General features: G+C 74.4%; 4 protein-coding genes (1 of these 4 running past the window's edge). 1 reads left to right on the forward strand and 3 read right to left on the reverse strand.

Annotated elements, in window-relative coordinates:
* The gene (locus C1708_RS10015; RefSeq protein WP_106412331.1) at window positions 1-1,368 is read left to right on the forward strand and encodes an L-serine ammonia-lyase; all 1,368 of its coding nucleotides are present in this window, start codon (window positions 1-3) and stop codon (window positions 1,366-1,368) included.
* Here the strand turns inward: C1708_RS10015 and C1708_RS10020 are convergent.
* The 3 genes in view from C1708_RS10020 to C1708_RS10030 are tightly spaced (each overlapping or abutting the next) and all read right to left on the reverse strand, a layout consistent with a single transcriptional unit that may run on beyond the window.
* Window positions 1,355-2,083, reverse strand: coding sequence for a type VII secretion system-associated protein (locus tag C1708_RS10020; RefSeq protein WP_106412332.1), 729 nt, complete (start codon window positions 2,081-2,083; stop codon window positions 1,355-1,357). The genes C1708_RS10015 and C1708_RS10020 overlap by 14 nt on opposite strands.
* Entirely contained in the window at window positions 2,080-2,778 is a 699-nt protein-coding gene (locus C1708_RS10025; RefSeq protein ID WP_106412333.1) for a type VII secretion system-associated protein, read from the reverse strand. Before C1708_RS10025 ends, C1708_RS10020 begins: the two co-directional genes overlap by 4 nt.
* Window positions 2,775-22,640: the 3' portion of an inositol polyphosphate kinase family protein gene (locus tag C1708_RS10030; protein ID WP_106412334.1), read on the reverse strand. The gene runs 10,242 nt beyond the window's last position; 19,866 of the gene's 30,108 nt are visible here — the last part of the coding sequence; its start codon lies off the right edge, out of view — the gene reads right to left on this strand; it ends in the stop codon at window positions 2,775-2,777. Before C1708_RS10030 ends, C1708_RS10025 begins: the two co-directional genes overlap by 4 nt.

The raw sequence follows: 22,640 nt of genomic DNA on the forward strand, positions 1-22,640 counted from the left end.
GTGGCCATCTCGGTCTTCGACCTGTTCTCGATCGGCATCGGCCCGTCCAGCTCGCACACGGTCGGCCCGATGCGGGCGGCCCGGATGTTCGCCCGGCGGCTGCGCAACGAAGACCTGCTGGAGTCCGTCGCCTCGGTGCGGGCCGAGCTGTACGGCTCCCTGGGCGCCACCGGGCACGGGCACGGCACGCCCAAGGCGGTGCTGCTCGGCCTGGAGGGTGACTCGCCGCGCACGGTGGACGTGGAGTCGGCCGACGAACGGGTGGAGAAGATCAAGGAGGGCGGCCGGATCCGCCTGCTGGGCGAGCACGAGATCGGCTTCTCCTTCGACGACGACCTGGTGCTGCACCGCCGCAAGGCGCTCCCCTACCACGCCAACGGCATGACGCTGTGGGCGTACGACTCCTCGGGCGCGGAACTGCTGACGAAGACGTACTACTCGGTCGGCGGCGGCTTCGTCGTCGACGAGGACGCGGTGGGCGAGGACCGCATCAAGCTCGACGACACCGTGCTGAAGTACCCCTTCCGCACCGGTGACGAGCTGCTGCGTCTCACCAAGGAGACCGGCCTGTCGATCTCCGCGCTGATGCTGGAGAACGAGCGCGCCTGGCGGACCGAGGAGGAGATCCGCGAAGGGCTGCTGGAGATCTGGCGCGTGATGCGGGCCTGCGTGGACCGGGGCATGTCCCGCGAGGGCATCCTGCCGGGCGGTCTGAAGGTGCGCCGCCGCGCCGCGAACACCGCGCGCAAGCTGCGCTCGGAGGGCGACCCGCAGGCGCTCGCCATGGAGTGGATCACCCTGTACGCCATGGCCGTGAACGAGGAGAACGCGGCCGGCGGCCGGGTCGTCACGGCCCCGACCAACGGCGCGGCCGGCATCATCCCGGCCGTCCTGCACTACTACATGAACTTCGTCCCCGGCGCCGACGAGGAGGGCGTGGTGCGCTTCCTGCTCGCGGCCGGCGCCATCGGCATGCTCTTCAAGGAGAACGCCTCCATCTCCGGCGCCGAGGTCGGCTGCCAGGGCGAGGTCGGCTCCGCCTGCTCGATGGCGGCGGGCGCCCTCGCGGAGGTGCTGGGCGGCTCCCCCGAGCAGGTGGAGAACGCGGCCGAGATCGGCATGGAGCACAACCTCGGCCTGACCTGCGACCCCGTCGGCGGCCTGGTCCAGATCCCGTGCATCGAGCGCAACGGCATGGCCGCGGTGAAGGCGGTGACCGCCGCGCGGATGGCGATGCGCGGCGACGGCTCGCACAAGGTGTCCCTGGACAAGGTCATCAAGACGATGAAGGAGACCGGCGCGGACATGTCGGTCAAGTACAAGGAGACGGCGCGGGGCGGGCTCGCGGTGAACATCATCGAGTGCTGAGGAAGGACGCGTCGTCCTGCTCCTCGTGACGCCGGACCTCGGCCATGGCGGCACGCAGTGCGTCTGCGCTCACGAGCTGACTCACCGGGGCGGAGGAGCTGAGGAACAGTACCTCCCGGCCTTCGGGGAGCCGGTCGACGAGATCGGGCACCGGCATCACCTCGTGGGGCGGCAGCCGCTCCCCGTCCGCTTCCGGTGCGGGAGAGAAGACCGGGACGGCGGGCGTGCCGTCGGGTGCCTCCGCCACCGTCGGACCACCGGCGGCGTCGACGCAGACGGCCACCTCGGCGTCGGCGAGGACGAGGGCGAGCAGTTCCTCGGAGTCGTAGCCGGTGGCCACCAGGCGCACCGCGGCGTCGGCCGGGCTGACCGGCGGGCCCCAGCCGTAGGCGTCGGGCGAGGGGCGGTAGGCGGCGTTCTCCGCCCACTCGACGATCTCGCCCCGGGCGTCGCTGCGCCAGTGCCCCCGCACCGCCCAGGCCGGCGGCACCTCGCCGGCCACGCCGTCCCAGTGCCGGTCGACCGCCGAGAGCCACTGGCCGGGAGCGCGCCGGGCGACGGCCACGTAGTCGTCCGGGGGATCGGGGAAGCGGGGGTGACCGCGCGGGACGACGGCCGGAGCGGTTCCGGCCGGAGCGGTTCCGGCCGGAGCGTCTTCCTCCACCGGGGAAGCGGGCGGGGCGGGAACGGGGGAAGGGGACGGGAGCGCGGTCATGCCCTGTCTCCGTCTCCGAGTCCGCCCTCGTCCCCGCCCTCGTCCCCGCCCTCGGCGGACGCGGCGGTGGACGGGGTCTCCGTGGCCGCGGAGGCGGCCTCCTCCACAGCGTCACGCAGCGCGGCGCTGTCGACCGTCATGCTGACCGGTCCGGAGGGGTTGAGGTACAGCAGGTGCCCCTCCGGGAGACGGTCCAGGACGTCCGCCGCGGGGAGCAGTTCGTAACCGAGACGGCCGGCCGCCTCGAGGTGCACGGGCGAGGTGAAGACCGGGACCACCGGCTGCCCGTCCGGGGAGACGGCCGAGAGAGGTGTCCGACCGGGGCCCAGGAGCATCGCCACCTCGGCGGCGGCCAGGGTGCGTGTCACCGCGTCGCCGGGGCCGTACCCGGTCGCGGCGAGCTGGACCGCCTCGTCGACGGGGTCGGTGGGAGCGGGCCAGTCGAGCGCCTGCGGCGAGGGCCGGTACTCCTCGTTGGGCCGCCACTCCGCGATCTCGCCGTCGACGTCGGACCGCCACTGGCCGACCACCGCCCAGCTCGGCGGCTCCCCCGGACCGCTCCACGTCGGGTCCACCATGCCCAGCCAGTGGTCGGGAGCAAGCCGCGCCGCCTCCCTGATCTCCTCCGGCAGTGGTGGCGCGGTGTCCTCGTCGTGCCCGGGTGTGGTGCCGGAAGCTGCGGTGGTGTCGTTCATGGGGTCCTCGGGAGATATTGGGGATGGTCGTTCAGGATCTGCCAGATGTTCCGGTGGACATCCGCGGACGGGACACGGCCCCGGTTCCGGAACCAGTCCTCGGCCAGCCGGCGCAGCCGGTCGAGAGTGGCCGGGCCGTCTCCGGCGTCGGGGACGGCGGCCGGGCCGAGCGCCGTCAGCAGGTCGAGGATGTCGTCCAGGGTGTGCTGGTGGGCGAGGAACCAGGCCGTCTCGTCCGGGTCCGGCGTCCGGCCCGCCTCACCCGTCGGCCCGCCGCCGTCCGGCCGGTCCATCTCGGCCAGGGCGTGCTCGTCGGGGAAGAGGCCGTCGACGGCCACATGGGTGCGCAGCTCCTCCTCCGTGAGCGGAGCGATACGCCAGTAGCGTCCCCAGTTGTCCATGTAGTCGAGGTCGGACGGCTCGTTCGTCCCACCGGCCCGCAGCTCGTCCAGGAGGAGCTGGGAGGCCCTCATGATCTCGTGCACCGAGTGGTGGCGGACGGGCAGCATCACGGCCATCAGCGCGAGCCGCACCACTCCCAGGTCGATGTCCAGCCCCCATGCGTCGCGCATCCCCACCGCCTGGCGCAGCAGCCGGTACGTGGTGCCGGAGGTTCCGCCCAGCACCAGGCCTCCGGTGGCCTCGGCGGCGGACTGCAGGGCGGTGCTCATCGCGATGTCCCAGCGGGTCTCGCCGGGGATCCAGTGCAGGAGGCCGTCCGGCATCAGCGCCCTTTCGGCGTCGCTCAGCGGCGGCCGGACGTCCTCGGGTGACATCGGTATGCGCAGGGCGCTCTCCAGGCGGGCGAACCGCTCGCGCTCGGCGGGGGTCAGGCTGCCGCGGCGGGCGGCCAGGGCCTCGTACTCGACCAGGTCGGGAGCGGGCAGCCGGTCCGCGCGCTCGTCCTGTATCCCGGGCGGGTTGAGAGGGGGGATGCCCAGCAGGTCGAACGTGGTTCTCTCGGCGATCCAGAGCAGCCCCATGCGCTCACGCAGGTTGCCGGACGTGGCGACCGCCTCGATGCGGTCCCGGTCCAGGCCGACCGCACCGTCGATGGTGGCGTCGTCCGAACCGAGCTCGCGCCAGCGGCCTTCGGCGTCCGCGCGCCGGAACAGCTCGGTCGTCATGGCGCCGATCTGCGCGTCGATGTCCAGCTCGCGGGCGCGATCCAGCCCGCCGTTGAGGTAGTCAGCCAGACGCTTCTCGAAGCGTTCGGCGTGTTCCAGGTAGGACACCCGGCCGCGGATCCAGGCCGGTGCCCGGTCCGGGGTCCGGGCGAACGCCAGCTCCCGCAGCCGGCGGCGGACCGCCGGGGGCGCCTCGTCGATCGCCCGCGCGATGCGCGGCAACCGTGTGGCCCGCTCCCCGTCCGGGGCTTCGGAGCCGGCCGTCGGCCCTCCGGAGGCGGGCGGAGGAACGGCGGCGGGCCGGCCGACCAGCCACCGGCCGCCGTCACCGAGCAGGAGCACGTCCGGCCGCACCGCGGCCGGGGTCCGTGTCCGCGGGTCCGCCGTCCGGTGGGCCCGGTCGGCAGGAAGAGGACCGTCCCCGGTGGTGGAGGCACCGTCCCCGGTGGGGGAGGCGCCCCGGCCGGCCCGTGACGGGACGGAGGCGGCCGGGCCGGCCCCCGGCACGGCGGGGATCCCCGGGGCGGAGCCGAGGACGGTGACCGTGCCGTCGGGCTCCGCCACGGTGACCGCCCCGTCCGGTTCCGCCGCGGCGGCCGTCACTCCGAGCACGCGCGCCGCGGCGGCCAGCAGCGGAACGAGCGGCGGCTCGGTGTCCGGTCCCGCAAGGGCGGGATCGGCGAGCAGCAGCCGCAGCCGTACCGCGGGCGCGATGTCGTGGCCGGCCACCGGCAGGCTGCCGCCGAGCAGGACGGCCTCCGTCCGCAGGGCATCGGTGAGCCGCTGGCCCGCGCTCTCCAGCAGGGAGAGCGGCACCGTCGCCGACCGGTCCAGCCGGGGCACCTGCTCCCCGGTGAGGTGGTCGTCGTGGACGGCGTCCGCCAGCCATTGACGGAACGCGGTACTCCGCTCGGGTTCCGCCGCCGGAAGCAGCCCGGCCAGCGGCTCGTGTTCCCCGAAGGCGGCCAGCAGCGCGGTCTCGGCGGTACGGCCGGGCGCGGCGGTCACGGGGCGCAGGGCGTACCGGGTGCCGTCGAGGACGGCCTCGTCGTCGCCGGTCCGCCGCAGTGTCCCGCGGGCGGCGGGCGGCGATGCCACCGTACCGGCGGGCTCGGCCCCGGGCGAGGGGGACGGTGTGCCGCCGGGGGCGGCTCCGCCGTCCGTCGTGTCCGACGGCACCGTCCCGGCGGCCGGTGGGATGTGCGCGGTGGTGTCGGCGTTGTGGTAGGCCCGTGGGGGGTACGGGGGGAGTTCCGCGACGGTGAGAGCGGCGTAGGGCTCGTCGACGGTTTCGTCGTCGTGAACCTCCCGGGCGACCACGGACAGGGCACGGCCCGGTGGATAGAGAACCTCCTGCTCTCCGGGCCACATGGAGAACGGCGCGACCAGCGGGGCGCTCGACCTGAGCAGACGGCCGAGGACCGGGTGGCGGTCCGCCTCCCCCTCGGCGTCGTGGCGGACGAAACTCCGGGCCAGGTCCGGGCGTTCGGTGGTACTGCGGAAGCGGGTGACGAACAGCGTGCCGTCGTGCAGCAGCGGGGAGGGGCCCGGCGCGTCGACGGGGCCGGGCAGCCAGCCGCCCCACCAGACCGGGGCGGCCACCGGGGGCAGCGTCTCCAGCGCCTCGGTGGCCATGTCGACGTGCAGCGCCAGTTCGTCGAAGATCCTGTCGGCGACCCGGTTCACCCGGTGCCGCACATCGGTCAGGTCCGCAGGGTCGGGGTCCTCTCCCAGGTCGGTGAGGTCGGAGATCGCGTCCTCCAGTTCCTCGTCCTGGAGCAGGAGTTCGGGCCGGGAGAAGTAGCTGCCGTGGGCATCGGTCAGGGTCAGGTCCCACACCTGGCGGCGGAACAGCCACCGGGCGCCCGCCCGGCCGAAGCGGCTGGCCAGGACGAAGGTCTTGAACAGCTTGTGGTCGGTACCGGTGTAGCGGAACATCGCCGTCAGGTGGCCCGGCGCCAGCGCCGTGAGCGCACGGCGGCCCTCCTCCCCGAACCTCTCCAGCCACTGCCTGGCGCTCTCGGCACGTTCGGCCAGGTCCTCGGGGACTTCGGTGCCGGACAGGGCCGCGGACAGCGCGGCGATGATGTCCTGGGGCACCTCGATCTCGTGGGAGGAGCGGAAGCGGGTGGTGCTGTCGTAGGCCGCGTGGTGCGGCAGGGGGACCGCCAGGTGGGGAGCGAGGGCGCGGCGGGCCCAGAGATGGAGCCGGGCGCCGTCGCGGGAGAGCGCGGCGCGCTCCTCGTCGGTGCCCACGCCGGCGAGGTGGGAGGCGCGCAGTACCTCGGCCAGGGACTGGCTGTTCGTGAGCACCGACCAGGCCACCACGGCCGAGCGGAACGCAAACGTCCGGGCGGGGTCCGCTCCGGTCAGCCGGTATGCCTGGAGCAGCCAGAGGGCGGGGCCCACGGTGCCGCCGACATAGCGGAAGCCCCGGTCGTCGTGGGCCAGGGGATAGACGCCCTGACGGTGGCCACGCGGATGGGGCGGGTAGGGGGAGCCGATCCGGCCGGGCGCGATGTGACGCAGACTGGTGGGCGCGGGACCATAGGCGGCCGTGGCGAACGCTTGCATCAGCTGGACGAAGTCGGGCCCGCTCTCCAGGAACCGCGCCAGGGCGCGGCCCGGCTCGGCAGGCTGCGGGCCGTCCGGTTCCGCCGGGGTGACGAAACCGAAGGCCTGGTCGGCACCGTGCGGACCGTGCGTCGCGGCGATCTGCCGGTGCAGCCGGGTGATGTCGTCGACGAGCATCTCGCTGGTCCGCGGCCGGGCGGCGATGTCCCGGGCCAGGGCGACCTCGTACCCGTAGCTGTACTGCCGCCAGTCCCGCCGGGCGTACAACTGGGCGAAGCGGATGGTGTCGGGTCCGCCGGGAACCCGCCAGCGGGACACCGACCAGGGGTTGCCGGGCAGCGTCGCCTGCCCGACGGGGCCGTCCGGGGCCACGACCTCGAAGGGCGGGTCGGGCAGTACTCCCGTCGAGCGCTCGGGGGGAGCGACGCGCAGCCAGCGGCCGGCGGTGCCGTCGGCGTTCTCCAGCACGTGGATGACGGCGCCCTGGCCGCCGTCCGGGCGGCGTTTCGGGACGACGGCGACTCTGCTGGTGGAGACGTACACGGCCAGGCCGGTGGTGGCGGCGATGCCCTGGGCACGGCGCACGGTCTCTTCCGGATCGGTGCCGCGGACGGGGGTACAGGCAAGGTCGGTGACGCTGGTGAAGCCCGCCGCCGACGCCTGGGGGCCGAGGCGCCGGCCGACCGTCTCCCCCGTCGCGCCGGACGGCAGGCCGTCCGGGCCGGCCACGGTGAAGCCGCCGTCCCGGCCGTGCGAGCTCCAGTAGAACGTGCCGCTGGAAGTGGTGGCGGGCAGCGGCCGGCGTCGGGCGGTCAGGATGCCGCCGGGACCCCTGCTCCACTCGGTGTAGTGAGTGGCGTCCCGCAGACCCGGGTAGAACGGCGCGCGCAGCGACCACTGACGGGCCGGATAGGAGGCGAGGCCGATGAGCCGTCCGTCGGCATGGATCTCCTGGGTGATCACGTCACCGGGCGACGTGAGGGTGCGTCCGTCCGCCCACGGGGAGTTCCAGTAGTCGGGCTCGGGGTAGTGCGGGGTGGCGGCTCGCTCCGCCGGGCCCGCGGGCGGCGCGGCCGAACGATCGGCGAGGACCACCAGGGTGTAGCGCAGGCCGGTGTCGGGGTCGGTCTGCGGGGTGCGGGAGACGACGGTGAACTCGGTGGGGGCGGCGTGCACCGCCAGGCGTTCCGCCGGATCGGCCGTGTAGGGACTGATGTCGCGGGCCGGGGAACGCTCCTCCTCGTAGAGCACCGGGTGGCGTCCGGCGGCCCGGTCACCGGCCAGCGCCCGCAGGGCCGCGGCCCTGCTCAGCCGTACGCGGTGCAGCCGGGCCGCGGTGACCGAGCCGGGCAGAGCCTCGGTGGCCTGCTGGGAGGCGGGCGGCTCGCCGGGCAGCCAGGCGCCCCACCATGCGCGGGTGTTCACCGGCGGCAGCAGGGCCAGTGCCTCCAGGCCCACGGCGGTGTGCTGGTCGGCACGGGCACGCAGAATGTCCGCGGAGCGGGCCAGGGCGGACCGCAGCTCGGTCAGGAGGCCATCGGCGGGCAGGGCACCGGCCCGGGCGAGGATGTCGCCGACATCGGGCAGTTGCCTCAGCAGCACGGGAACGTCGCCGGTGCGGCCGTCCACCGCGGCGGTCAGGGCGGCGCGGGCCACCGGGATCACCGGGCGGCCGTCGAACAGCGCCGCGTCGGGGCCGCCGAGCAGGTACAGCGCGGTGAGGTGGGGGGCGTCCAGGCCGTCCAGGGCCGAGCCGCCGTGCCTGCGGGTGCGCTCCAGCAGCGCCTGCTCCCGGTCCGGCAGCCCCTCGGGCGCGTGGCCGGTGGTGAAGATCCGCTCCCCGCGCCGGATGGCGTCGGCGAGACCGTCGGGCAGCGTCCAGGTGCCGGTGTACCCGGCGTCGATCCGGCCCGCGTCGGTGGCGTACAGGGCGCGGTGCGGCGGGCGCAGCGCGGCGGGGTCCGGGGCGCCGGGACGGTCGGCGGGGCGCAGGGTGCTCTCCGCCCACCTGTACAGATGCGCGGCGTCGCCGAGGACGGCGGCGCGTTCGGCGCTGTCGCCGAGGCCCACGGCGTGCGAGGCCCGCAGGACCTCGATCAGCGAGTGGCGGCCGCCGGGCAGCAGCCAGCCGAGGACCGCCTCGCGGAAGGCGATCGTGTCCGCGCGGCGCGTACCGGGCAGCAGGAGATGCCGTTCCAGGGCCATGCGCGCGAGGTGGGCGGGTCCCTCGCCGAGCGGGATGCCACGGTCCCGGTGGTCACGGCGGTGGTTGCCGTCCTCACCGTGCGGCCGGGCCGGGCCGGGCCGGCCGGTCAGGCCGGTCAGGCCGACGCCACGGGCGTAGACGGCCATCAACCGCGACAGGGACACATCCGCGTCGGGCGCGAGGAACCGGTCCAGGGAGGTGAGCGGGTCGGGCCCGGTGGCCTCGTCCCCCAACAGTACGGCCGCGGCCCGGGCCGGGTCGCCGGTCCGCCCGAGGTGGAGGCGGTGCACGGCGCGCACGGCGGCGCGGACGGTCTCCCGGACCTTCGGGTCGAAGGCCAGCACCAGACCCAGGGTGCGCTCCCACGCCCGGCTCGCCTCGGCCCAGCCGGGGGCGGAGTAGAGGGAGGAGAGCAGGTCGGCGAACCCGGGGTCCTCCTTCCGGACGGCCGGGGTGACGGAGGACCCGACGGTCCGGCCGGGCCGCGGCTGCCCGGAGGCGTCCGGGCGGGAACCGGCGCGTACCGCGTGGCCGTCGCCCGGGGAGGCGAAGAACACGGTGCCGCCGGCCACGGGCAGGGAGACATGCCCCGTCTCCCCCTCCTCGAAGGTGGTGCCGCGGGACGCGAAGGGGACCGAGGGCGGCGGGGGGAACACGGCGTGGCGGCGCCCGGCCGGCTCCCGGGAGGTGTGGGCGGTCAGTCCTGACCAGCCGCCGTCGGGGGCGACGACGGCGCGGGTGACGGTCTCCCGGCCCCAGGCGGGAGCGGAGTCCGGACCGGAGACGTCCCGGAGCAGGACGTGGGTGTAGACGCGGTCGAGCGCGGCGTCGTGGCGCAGTTCGCGGGAGATCTCCTGGAAGCGGGGCGGGTGCGGGTGGAGCGCCGTGCGCTGGTCCGGGAAGCGGGCGAGGGGCCCGATGTCCCGTGCGCGGTGGTCGCGCACCTCGTAGAGCACCAGCTGGCGCCCGGCCGGGGGCGGCACGGCGGCGAACCGGCGTACGGCGGAGTCCCGGGACGTATGGAAGTCGCGCCAGGTGGGCCGGGTGTGGACGGCGCCCGGCCGGCCGGTGGCGACGTCCACGGCGGAGCCGGTCTCCCAGTCGGCCCAGTAGACGGGGGTGCCCATCGGTGGCAGCAGTGCCAGCGCCTCCCGCGCCATACGCGCCAGCAGGATCAGTTCGGTACGGGCGTCGTCCGCGAGTTCGACGGCGCGGCTGCCGGCCCGTTGTGCCGGGGCCCAGCGCATCGCCTGCCCGTCGGGGCCGGCAGGCGTCCGGGCGGCCTGGCGGGCCAGCGTGCGCAGCCGGGTGTCGCGGAGCAGCACCAGCGGGTAGTGCGCGTCGGGCGCGCCCCGGGCGACCAGGCCGACGGCCTCCGCGGCCAGGTCCCGGCGGAACCGCTCGCCGGCGTCGGGGGCCGTGCTCCCGGCGAGTTCGATCAGTGCCGCGTCGCGGCCGCTGGCCAGGTACAGCGCGGCCACGTGCGCGGCGGTCAGGCGACGCGGCAGGTTCGGGGCCCCGTGCCGCAGCAGCCAGGCCCGCAGCGCGGCGCGCCGGCTGCGGGCGGCGGCTCCGCCGGGCCACGGCAACGTCTCCAGGTCGGCGGCGCTCCACAGGTCACCGGCCAGCCCGGTGAGCACGGTGATCGCGGCCGGTTCGGCGGCCCCGCCGGTGATCCAGGGGGTGAGCCAGGCGGTGCGCAGCCGGTAGAGCCGCTGGTGGGGCAGGATCAGGTGCTCGGACCGGCCGGGGTCGAGACCGGGGACGGCCCGTCGCCCGCCCGGGTCCCCGGCGGGCCGGGAGCGGGGCGAGAACACGGCGTCGGCCCAGCTGTACAGCGCCACCGCGTCCACCTCGGCGGGCCGCGGTTCACCGGTACCGCGGACGCCCGCCGCCTGCGCGGCCTCCAGCAGCTCGGCCAGCGAATGGCCGCCGCTGGACAGTTGGTCGGCCAGGAACGCGGTGCGCAGCCCCAGGAGGCTCTCGGGGCCGGTCCCGGGCAGGGTGGCGTGGGCCCGCAGCATCCACTCGATCCGGTGGGGGTGCCCTTCCTGCGCCGGGTGGCCGAGCCGGTCGTGGCGGTCGCGGTACCAGCTGCCCCCGGGGCGGTGCGGCTCGGGACGGGCCACGGTGAGGGGCAGACCGCGGGTGTTGAGTTCGGGGCGGTCCCGCCACAGGCGACGCAGGGAGTGCCGTCCGGAACGGTCCAGCGGCCCGTACATGGCCTCGGTGTAGGCGTCGACGACGGTACGGAGGTCGCTGCGCCCCAGGAAGTCCTCCAGTCGCTCGGCGGGTCCGCGCCCCGGGGAGGGATCGGCGGCGAGGCCGAAGAACGCGGTGGCCGCGGCGTCGGGGCCGAGATGGGCGGAGAGGTGGGCGAAGAGGGTGCGCCCGGCGTCACGGGCGGCGTCGAGGACGGCGCTGTCCCGAGACAGGAACCGGCCCAGGGCGCGTTGGTACTGAGCGGCCAGTGGCCACCAGCGCGGATCGACGTGGAACGCGTCGGGGCCGTCGGGGCCGACTGACGGTGGCGTGGGGGTCGTCGTCGCCCCGGAGACGACGGGAGCTTCTGTGACGCGGACTTCGGCGAGGGGCAGGTGGTGCTCGCCGACGTAGGAGACCCGGCGGTGTTCCCGCAGGAAGGTCCACCCGGGCGGGTAGAGGGCCTCCGCCTCCTTGTAGTACCTGGCGAACATGGCGATTTCCCGCGCCTGGGAGAGGGGGACCTCGGTGATCTGCGCGTGGTGCCCCGCAGGTGTGGGGCGCTTCAGGTCCAACGCGAACTTCAAGGCACTCCCGCGGTCCAGGGAGGTGCTGCGGAAGAACGGCATGGTGATCCGCTGCCCCCCGTAGAGCGCCGAGTTCCGCGACGGCCGGTGCACGGACCCCGGCACGGCCCGGTCGCCCCACCACACGGTGCGGTTGGCGGGGGGCAGCAGTTCCAGGGCTTCGGCGGCCATGTCGATGTGCAGGGGCAGGAGGGCGTGGACGTCGTGGGCGACGGCGTCGAGCCGCCGGAGCGCCCGCACCAGCTCCATCGATCCGTCGTCCGAGTCCGCTGCCCACACGTCCTGGAAGACGCCTTCGAAACCTGGCCGCATGCGCAGGACGTACGGCAAGTCCTTGTATTCCTCTTGGCCCAGCTCGACCAGGTTCAAGACCGTCCGGCGCACCAGCCAGCGGCTCATGCCCCGGCCCAGCCGCTCGCCCTTCAGATACGCCTTGATCAACTGATAGTCGGAAAAGCTGTAGATGTACAGAGCCGTCATATGACCGGGTCCCAGGCGGCGCAACGCCTGACGGCCCACGTCGCCGTAGCGCGCGAGCCACGCTTCGGCGACCTCCTGGCGTTCCTCGTCGAGCTCGGCGTCGACGCTGCCCGGCTCGAGCAGCTCCTGCACCATGTCCGTCAGGTCCTGCGGTACGTCGAGATCGTCTGTCATCGTCGCCGAGAGGCTCACGGTGTCGCTGTAGAGCCTTTCGTGCGGGGCCCTCAGGGACTCCCGCCACGTCTCGCCCTCCGGGGTGGGCGGGATCAGGTGCCAGGGAGTCAGGTGCTCGCGGACCCAGCTGTGCATCCGGGAGGCGTCGAGGGTGGTCGCCCGGCGCTCCTCGGGGTCGCCCATGCCGAGCCGGTGCGAGGCGTGCAGGACCTCGTGCAGGGAGTGGATCCCCGCGGGCACCGCCCAGGCGATCAGGGCGGTGCGCAGCAGTGTCATCTCCGCGTCGTCCGCACCCGTCTCGCGCGCCGCCTGAAGCAGCCACAGTGCCGGACCCTCGACGCCACCGGCCTCGCGGAAGCCGTTCTTGTCGTACCGGAGCCGGCTCGTGCCCGGGGGCAGCGGGGCCCACAGGGGCCGTCCGGCGCCGCCGACACGGCCGGGCAGGGTCCGGGCGACGGTGACGGGTGACCCGGGCCGGGCGAAGACCGCTTCGGCCTGGGCCAGGAACAGTTCGTGCAGGGCCGGGCGGGCGTCTGGACCGAGCAGACGGGCGAGCCGGTCGCCGGGGGCGGGCGCGGGAGCGTCGGGGACGTCCCGCGACGGGAGGAAGGCACGGGTGGCCGCTTCCTCACCGTGGTGTGCGGCGAGGAAGCGGTGCGTGCGGCGCAGGTTCTCCCGCACGGCCCGGTGGACCTCGGGGCTTGTGCCGTGAAGCCGGGCGAGGGCGTACTCGAAGTTCAGGCTCAGTTGCCGCCAGCCGGGTTCCGTGTACAGGGAGGTGAAGCGGGGGGTTCCCGGCGCTCCGGTGATCCGCCAGGACGCGAGGTTCGGCGGACGGTGCCCCAGGCCGTCGTCCGAGCTGTTCTCCGAGTCGTCGTCCGAGCTGTTCTCCGAGTCGTCGTCCGAGCTGTTCTCCGAGTCGTCGTCCGGGCCGGAGTCCGGGACGTCGGCGTTCACCTGCCTGTCGTCCGGATAGCGGACCGTGGCCGGGACCCGGGCCGCGGACGACGGGAGCGTCGCCGTCGGAGGCGTACGGCCGCCGGGGTGCTCGGTCACCCACGTGGTGGGCCGGCCCTCGGCGTCCTCCAGCAGGTGCGGCACCCCGTCGGCGACCGCTGTGCGGCCCACCGCCAGGTGCACCGGCAGCCCGGTGGCGTCGGCGATCCGCCGGGCCGACGCCCGTGCCGCGGCCTCGTCCGCGAAGGCGCCGCCCGGTCCGCAGGCGAGCACCGTGATGCTGCGGCTGTCCGGGCGCAGCAGCGGACGCAGCAACAGGCCGACGTGGGAGCCGTCGTCGTGACGGACGCCTCCGTCCTCGGTGCGCAGGGCCAGCCCGGCGGGGCCGCCGTGCCCTCCCCAGTAGAAGGTGCCCTCTCCCCCGGGCAGGTCCTGGGAGTACGCCGACGGGCGCCCGTCGGCGTCCCGCTCCCAGGAGACGAATCCGGTCCGCTCACCGAGCCGCCGGTAGTCCGGCTCGCGTACCGCCCAGTCGGGGTCGTCGAAGGACGCCGCCCCGGTCCGCCGGCCCTCCTCGTCCAGGATCTCCCTCAGCACCGGCGGGGACGGCCACGGACGGGGAGCGGGGGATCCGGCGATCCGCAGCAGGTCGTCGGGGGCGCCCAGCAGCCGCCTCGGCGGCAGCGCGGCGGGCGCCGGCTGTGCCTCGTCCACGGTGACGTCCGCGTACTCCAGGAGCTGCTCGACTTCCTCGCCGTCCGAGTCGACGGTCTCCTGGACCTCCCGGCGGACAACACGGTCGGTCACCGGGAAACGCTGCCCCGGCGGATACACCGCCTCCTGCTCACCGGGCCAGGCCACGAACGGGGTGACCTCACGGGCCGTGGACCGGCGGACGTGCACCAAGCCGCGGTGCGTGTCCGCCGGCCCGCGGTTGCGCATCATGTACCTGAACGCCTCGTCGGGGTTGAGCGAGGTACTGCGCATGAACGGCACGTCGATGAGGTCCCTGCCGTAGACCGGTCCGTGCTCCGGGCGGTCCAGCGGTCCGGGCATGCCCCGGTCGCCCCACCACACGTCCTGCCTGACCGGCGGCAACAGCTCCAGCGCCTCGATCGCCATGTCGGTGTGCAGCGGCAGCTCGTCGTGGATCCGGTCGGCGAACACGTCCGACCGGCGGCGCAGCTCCGCCATCTGGTCGTCCGGAACGTCCGACCATACGGCGAAGGCGCCGAACAGGGCGTCGTTCACGTCGTTGTGGAGGTCGTCGACCCCGTCCAGACCGCGCAGGATGACGGGCAGCTCGGACAGCTCGAGGCTCGCGACGGCCCGGCGTATCGTCGACCAGACGGCGGACCGCACCAGGCGACGGGAGATGCCGGCACCCAGGCGCTGCCCGTTGAGATAGGCCTTCATCAGACGGTAGTCGTTGGAGCTGTAGAGGAAGACGGCCGTCAGGTGCGCCGGGGCCAGCTCCTCCAGGGCACGCCGGCCGGCCGGTCCGGTGCGCGCGAGCCAGTCCTTCAGCAGCTCACCGCGGTCGCCCCGGAGCTCGCCGGGGTCGCGCAGTGCCACTTCCACGAGGTCCGTCAGGCCGCCGGGAAGGGACACGTCCCCACTGGGGGTGATGTCCGCGGAGTACGTCATCCGCGCGCCGTAGACCACCCGGTGCGGCGGGACCACGTGGCCGACGCGCGCGTCGTCCGACGGCGGGCCGAAGGCCCGCAGCAGCTCCGCCGCCCACAGGTGCAGGCCCGCGCCGTCGCGCAGCGCGGTGGCCCGCTCCCCGGCCGGCGCGGTCCCGGCGAGCTGCGAGGCCTGCAGGATCTCGGACAGGGACGCCAGGTCGGCCGGGATCAGCCAGGAGATCAGGGCGGTGCGGAACGCCGCCAGCTCGTCGGGGGAGGCGCCCAGTGCCGCGTGGGTCTGGATCAGGCGCAACGCCACACCGCGCTCGCCGCCGACCCGGCGCAGGCCCCGGCCGTCGTGGACGGCGCGGTAGGCGCTGCCCGGGGCGTACCGGGCACGGTCGCCGGCGGGGCGTGCCAGCGCCGCGGCGAGGTCCTCGGGCAGCTTCCGGGCCGCGTGGGCGGCGCGGGCGAAGCCGGCCATCAGCTCGTCGAGGGTGCGGACGCCGGGCGGCAGGGCGAGCAGTCGGTCCAGCGTCCCGCCGGGGTCCTCGGGCAGGTCGTCGGGGCCGAAGAAGGCGCGGTCCGCCTGCTCCTGGCCGTAGCGCGCCACCAGTTCGGAGCGCAGGCGGGAGACCGCGCTCCGGGCCGCCTCGGTGCTCCGGGCGTCCGAGCCCAGCAGTCCGGCGAGGGCGAACTCCAGCCGGACGCTGAGCCGCCGCCATTCGCGGTCCTGGTAGAAGGCTGCGAAGCGGACCGTGCCGGGGGATCCGGCGGGCCGCCAGGACGACACGGACCAGGGAGCCTCGTCGGTCGCGGGGCGGGGATCCGGGCCGGCGGTCTCCGAAGGGGTGGCCGGGGAACGGGAGTCCTGGTCGGGGGCCTCCGGAGGGGTGCCGGTCCTTTCGGGGGCGGGGTGGCGAGGGACGCCTTGTCCGGCCGGGGCGGTGGGAGCGGGGGTGCCGAAGGGGCGCACGGTGCCGGTGGCCGGCGCGCGGTGCGCGGGTGCGGTGGGCCCGAGGTGGAAGGTGCCCGGGGCGTCCGCGCGGGGGGACGGCCCGGAGGTGTCCGCCGGGGCCGGGGCGGTGGGCGGCGGCGCGGCGGGGGCGGTGGGCCCCGCCACGTCGGCGGACTGCAGTCGGCCGGTGCGTGCGGCGAACAACAGGTGCGCCAGCGAGTTGGCGGTCAGTGACCGGTCCCAGCCCTGCCGGGCGGCGTACCGGCCGACGATGTGCTGGAGCCCGCCCCAGGTGAGCGGGCCGGGGTCGGCGTTGCCGACCGCCTGGAACCGCAGCATCTCCAGGGCGCCGAAGCCCTCGATCAGCTCGTGGAACTCCGCCTCGCGGTCCAGGTCCGAGTCGATGCGCACGCCGTGGGTCTGCCGCAGGGCGCGCACCCAGCGCAGGGCGCGGTCGGTGCGCCCCGGCATCCAGGAGGGCAGCCCGCCCAGCTCGGCGAGCGCGTCGAGGGCGTCGGTCCCGGGCTTGGGGAGGAACTCCTCGATGCGGCCCACGGGGTTGTCGGGATCGTCGTCCACGGCCAGGCGCGGCGGCAGGCCGCCCTCGGCCTCGGCCACCACCACTGTCGTGTCTACAGCAAATGCGGGGCGACGGGTCGCGTCGGCGACGTGCTGAGTGGAGGGGGGATCGTTGAGCAGGTCCCGGTCGGCCCGCCTCATGGACAGCTCGCAGAACACCATCCAGACCGGCTTCTCGGGGGACAACGCCTGCAGGCTCTTGCGCCGGGCCAGCATCCTGCCCAGGTGCTGGGGACTGATCCTCTGGTTGGCGCCGGTGCTGCGGCGGGGCACGACGATGCGTCCCTCCTGGCCATGGCCGATCGCGACGTAGGAGTCGGTCAGGGCCCGCGGCAGGGGCAGGGCGGGGCCCTCCTTCGCGGCGTACACACCGGGCAGCGCTTCCCTGTTGCGGGAATAGTGCTCGATGGCGGACACCGCCCGCAGGGCCCGCTCCCTTATCGCCATCTCGTGCGCGTCGAGGAACGCCCGTCCGGCCAGCGCCTGTCCGTCGACCGTGGGCAGTGGGTACGAGTGGATGTCGGTGTCGGGGAAGACGGTCCCGTCCGTGGCCCTGACGGTGGCCGCCGGGTCGTCCGGGACCCGTCCCGGATCGGCGGGGATCCAGGTCCCGGTCGGAACCCTCTTGCCCTCCTCGGAGGCCGGCGTGGCCAGGAACGGCACCCGGCGGCCGTCCGGACCCTCCACGAGCCGCAGGTCGCCGTAGGTGAACCAGGCACGGGCGTCGATGCGGTCAGCGATCATCCGCGCGAGGGCCTCGTTGCGGCCGTCCATCTCCTCGATCAGGACCACCACGGGCGCGCCCTGCGGCCGTTGCGGGTCGTGCAGCACCAGTTCGACGAACTCCTCGTCCGACACCGGTTTTCCGTCCGCCAGCAGCAGTCCCTCGTCGTTGCGTTCGGCCACCACCGTGTAAGCGGCGGCCCCCCAGGGCGCGGGGTAGACGCCCTGGAGATCGGCGACCACGTCCATGCGAAGGCGGATACCGGCACGTCCGGTCCAGTTCCTGCCGTACGGCGCACCGCCGGGTTCGCTGAGCAGCCCGGTCTGCCGCGAGTAGTCCTCTCCGGTCAGCCCATAGGCGGCGATGGCGTCCAGGCTGCCGGCCCGCCTCCGTCGATGAGCACTGCTCGCGATGGTGAAGGCCTCATAGTGCCGGGCCGCGTCCACCGGCGCGTCCGGCGCCAGATGCAACAGCATCCGGGTGATGCCCTCCAGGTCCAGGCCGGCACGGAAGCGGGGGTGCCCGTGGCGCGCCGACTCGATGACGCGCAGCGCGTTGAACAGTTGGTTGCGCAGGGTCTGCGGGAGCGGCTGGGAACCGAAGGTGGCGTCGATGAGTGCCCACAGTTCCTGCAACCGGCGCTGGACGGCGTCGTCGGTGGGCGGCGGGGCGGCGGCGGACCGTGCCTGCGGTCCCGGCACCGGGGGCGGGACCGGCAACGGCGCGGGAGTGTGCGGCTGCGGCGTGTGTGCGCCGACGGTGCCGTCCCACAGGGCACGAACGGCCACGTAGGAGTCACCGTCCTCGCCCGGGCCGCCCTCGGCGACGTCCCACAGCGCACGGGCACGGGCCAGCGCCTCGTTCTCGACGTCGGTGGCCTCGACGGGGTTGACCTCCGCGGGACGGACACCGCGGGGACGGACGGGTTCGACGCTGCGCGGATGACGGGGCCGGGGCGGGGGACCCTCGCCGTACAGGCGGCGCATCAGGTCGTACATGTCCGGCTGGTGCCGGCGCACCCACTCCGGACCGTCGTTGTTGCGCCGCCTCCCGGTGTACGGATCGGACCCGCCGTTGGCCATGAGGTAGACGTTGGTGAGCTGGGCGAAGAACTCGCGCTCGTCGCGGCTGCTGTAGTTGGGGGCACTGCGGCGGCCGTCGGCGTCGTAGCCGTAGAGGTCGCCGTCGGGCCAGGAGCCCGCCTCCCCGGCCTGCTCGGTGGCCCGGTAGGCGTCGGTGACGCGCTGCCGGTCGGTGGGGTCCAGGGGGTCCAGGCCGTAGAGGTGCACGAGGTGGGCGATCTCGTGCACGGTGGTCGAGTAGCCGTCGGCCTGGGCGGACTCGACGGTGGGGACCGTGGTGCGCTCACCCAGCAGGTTCTCCTCGGTGACGGCCGCGCTGCGCAGGCCGGCGCCGCGGACGCTCTCCCAGGGACGGCCGTCGTCGGTGACACCGCCCCGCAGTTCGCGGAAGGCGTCCAGGGACGTCATCGCCTCGCTTCTGGGCACCACCACGACCCGCGAACCGCCCTTGAGCAACCGCGCCGCGACGTCGGGGTCCTGGAGCAGCCGGGCGACCTGGGCACGGGCCCGGTCACCGGCGGAGACGGGCTGCTCGACCCCGTCGGGCACCTGCGTCATGAGGCGCGCCGCGACCGAGGCGAACTCGGCCGGCTCGAGCCCGGCGCGCAGGGCGTCCACGAGCACGGGGTCACCGGCCAGCCGCTCCCGGTGCGCGGGCGGCAGCGACGCCAGCGTCGCGTCACGGTCGGCGGCGGACATGCCGGGCAGCCGTGCGGCGAGCGCCCGGACCGGGTCCGCGGTCACCTCCGGAAGGACCCGCAGCCCGTCGGCGAGCGCGGTCAGCCCGGCGTGCAGCGCGGGCAGGTCGGCGTCGGTGGCGCCGAGGGCCCTCCAGGTCTTTTCGTGGCGGACGAGGGCCTCGCGGTCCAGGGCGGCGGAGTCGAGCAGTTCACTGAGCCGTACGGCGAGGGAGCCGGCGGCGCCGGCGGGGCGCGCGGAACGGTAGGCGTCCTCGCGTGCGAGAACCGACGCGATCGTACGGGGGCCGTCGGCGGGGACGCGGTGCAGCACCCACAGCAGGTCGAGGAGGTCGCGTCCGCGCAGCTCCGGGTCGGTCCCGGTGGCCAGGGCGAGGGCGGCGTCGGCCAGGGAGTCCGCGGGCGCCGGCACGGTGAAGCCGTCGGCCGTGACCGTGCCGGCGACCGGCCGGTCCACCGCCGTGACCGTGATGTCGACGCCGTCCACCGACAGGTCGAGAACCCGATTGTCGCCCGTGCCGGTCCGGACCCGTACCGACGCTCCGGGCAGCTCCCGCGCCAGCGCCGCACGTATTCCGGCGGCGGCGGGCGGGGTGTCCGCGGACAGCTGGAACTCCACGGCGCCCAGCGGCCGGGACTGGCCGAACTGCACCCGGCCGCGGGCGGCTCCGGCCAGCACCACCGGGTGGCCGAGGCCGTGCAGCACGGCACCGACGCGGCGCGCGACGTCCAGTTTGCCGGTGTCGTCGCCGGACGGCGCGGTCGGCCTGGAAGCCCCGGCTCCCTTCAGGGGACCGGGAACGCGGTGGTCGGCCGGGGTGACGGTAACGGCCGCCGGCGGGGCCGCGGGCCGCGGGGCCTGCGGAGGTTCCGTCGGCGGGGCCGGAGACGAGGCGGGACCGGGTGCGGCAGCGGGGGCAGGGTCGGGCGGGACGGCGCCGCCGAACCGGTCGAGGGGTGCGGCGTCGCTGCCGTCGTAGTGGTTGTCGCCGTTGTAGTAGACCTCGGTCCGCAGCCTGGCGTGCTCGGGCCCCACGGTGCTGATCCGCCGGGCGCCCGACGGGAACCACCGCACCACATCGATCTGCATGTCGAACGCGTGCGCGATAAGGGGCAGGAAGGCCTCTCCCTCCGGCGTTTCCCAGTGCTGCTCCCAGTGGTCGACCGCGTTCTGGAGCGCGGCCAGTTCCGCCGCGTCCAGCGGCGCGGTGCTCAGCGGGTAGACGACACCGAGCAGGTGGGCCAGCGCGCTGTCGTCGAGGTCGGCGGGCGCCGGCAGCAGACCGTGTTCCTCGAGGTACTCGAACATCTCGCGCCGGCTCAGGTCCTCGGCTTCCGTCTCGAGGAGGATCCGGGTGAACTCCGTGGGGACGCCGGGGTCGACGGGTTGCGACGCCATGAGGGCGTCGACGTACCGCCTCAGCGTCTCGCCGGGATCGAGAGCCTCCGGCACGGGGATGGACCGGACGCCGTGCCGGGCGAGCTGGGCGAGCATCTCGGCCCGGTCCATTCCCTTGACGCGTGGGGCGAACGTGGCGTCGGGGGTCCGCCGGAACTGGCCGATGATGTGCGGGTGCAGGCGGCCCTCGCTGCGGCGCACGTAGTCCGACACGGAGGCCAGCATGGCGCGGAGCACGACCTGCGGAGGACTCGCGGGGGATCTGCGGCTCTGGGAAGGGGTCACGGCCTGGCGCCGCAGCTGATCGCGTACCGCGTCGGGATCCGCGAGCCACTCGTACGCGGCGGGGTCGGTGGAGGCGAGACCGTTCAGGCGGCTTCGAAGGTGCACGGAGGCGCCGGCCATGACGGAGTAGGGGAGGCACACACCGGTGGCGGGCATCGGTACTCGGCGGCCCCGCACGCGACCGCTGCCGGTCGTCGCCGGCCCGGGGCCCTTCTCCCCGTTCCCCCGCACGGCCGGAACACCCGTCGCCGGGGCTTCCGGTCCTGCGGCTTCCGCTTCCGGGTTCCGGACGGCCGGGGCCACGGCCGGTACCGGCTCGGCCTCCGGCGCTGCGTCCTTCCGCCCGCTCGGTACGTCCGGTACCGCCGGCCCCTCCTTCGGCTCGACGGCGGGCGGGACCTCGGACGCGGGATCCGTCGGTGCGGTGTCCTTCGGCGCGGGGCTCTTCGGCACGGTGCCCGTCGGTGCGGCGGTGTCCGTCGGTGTGGTGCCCACCGGCGCGGGAGCGGGCTCCGCCGACGGGGTCGGGCCCTGGGACTCGGTCTCACTCCGGGGGCGGGTTTCGGCCGGCGTCACGAGAGTCCCGTCGTCGGCTACGGGATCCTGCGACGCCACGGTCCCGGGCGCGGGAACCTCGCCGGGCTCCACCTCGGGCACCACGGGCCCCGAAGTCCCAGGCACGGGGTTCTCCGTCTGAGTGCCGTTCGGGGTTGTTTCCCGGGGCGGGGTGTTCTCGGGCTCGGTGGTGGGGCGGGGCGGTCTGAGGAAGGGGCCCAGGACGGGGTCGTCCTCCAGCCCGTCCGCCAGTCGGCCCGTAGCCTTGTTCACCGGCAGCATGCCGTAGAAGCCCGCCGGCACCTTGATCCGCACCGTGCCGAACGGTCCGCGGACGACGGCGGTGACCCCGAAGCGGTAGAGCCGGTAGGGCCGCTTGCCCTCCTTGTTGCGTTCGTCCGTGTCGCCCAGCGCGCCGCTGCGGCTCTCGCTGTCCATCCACGCTTTGAGCTCGAACGGCATGCGCTCGAACATCCTGTCCTCGTCCGCATGACCGCCGCCCTCGGGACCGAGCGAGAAGCTCCAGCCGCTGCCCTCCTCGTGCTCGTGCTCGGGCTCCTCGTCGGACTGCTTGTACCCGCGCTGTTTGACCAAGGTGCCCTCGGCAGGGCCCAGGATGTCGGCGCTGTCCAGTTCCAGACCCACCAGGGCGTGGCGGTCCCCCATCGGCAGCTCGTACTTGTGCTCCAGCAGCTCCTTGATGCGCGGCCGCATCATGTTGCTGCTGGCGTAATGGGTGTAGAGCACACCGGCGACCCTGGTGACCGGGTCCAGGCCCCCGATCGTCGGCGGTTTGCCGATCCGGGTCTGCGGAGGCGTCCGGTGCCGTACGGCGGTCAGCTTGGCCCAGCGCTCGATGGGCACGGCTGCGGGCACCGTCCAGGGATGGAGGTCCTCCAGGAACGTTCCCCATGCCTCTGCCGAACTCAACGGAACCCTGGGCTGCGCCGCGTCCGTGGCATCCGTGGCCTGAGGCTGCGTCGTGTCCGTGGCCTGAGGCTGCGTCGTGTCCGTGTCGGACTCCGGCTGCTCCCAGATGACCTCGGTCTCGCGTGGTGCGGCGAGATCGAGGGGCCACTGGGGCTGCTGGTCGGTCTCGTGGGTGAGGTGACGCGGTACGAGCAGCCGCACGGACCCGTTCACCAGTTGCCCGGGGCCGTCACCGGGATCACGCCAGACGAAGACGCGTTTGCCGCGCTCCGGGTCCGCGCCGTCCTTGAAGACCCTCTCGTACTTGTTCACCCCGCGTGAGCGCATGGTGAACATCGCCGGGAGTTCCGTGGACATGCCCATCTCGATACGGAACGCGACGACGTCGTGATCGAACTCCTCCGAGGAGTCCTGGGCGTTGACACGGTAGATCTCGACCGTCTTGCTGGTCTCCTTGTCCACCGTCTTGGTCTCGTCGCTGTACTCGGCACCCACCTCGATGCCCCCGTGCCCGTGCTCGTCTCCGGCACGGGCGCGCACATCGACACCACCGCTGAACGACAGACCCGACTCCTGCTCGTTCTCCTCGGCCGTCACCGCTTCACCGCGCAGGGTGAGCTTCGTCTTGTCCCGGTACTGCTGCCCCTTGGGCTTGTCGATGCGCACCACGGTGACGTTCACCCACAGGTAACGCGTGGTGCCCCACGGACCGGGCAC

This window comes from Streptomyces sp. DH-12, from assembly GCF_002899455.1.
Taxonomy (GTDB): Bacteria; Actinomycetota; Actinomycetes; order Streptomycetales; family Streptomycetaceae; genus Streptomyces.

What these genes read in the sequence shown, in the direction of transcription:
- C1708_RS10025 (WP_106412333.1), bottom strand. Translation starts at nt 2,778, where the DNA reads ATGAACGACACCACCGCAGCTTCCGGCACCACACCCGGGCACGACGAG.
- C1708_RS10020 (WP_106412332.1), bottom strand. Translation starts at nt 2,083, where the DNA reads ATGACCGCGCTCCCGTCCCCTTCCCCCGTTCCCGCCCCGCCCGCTTCC.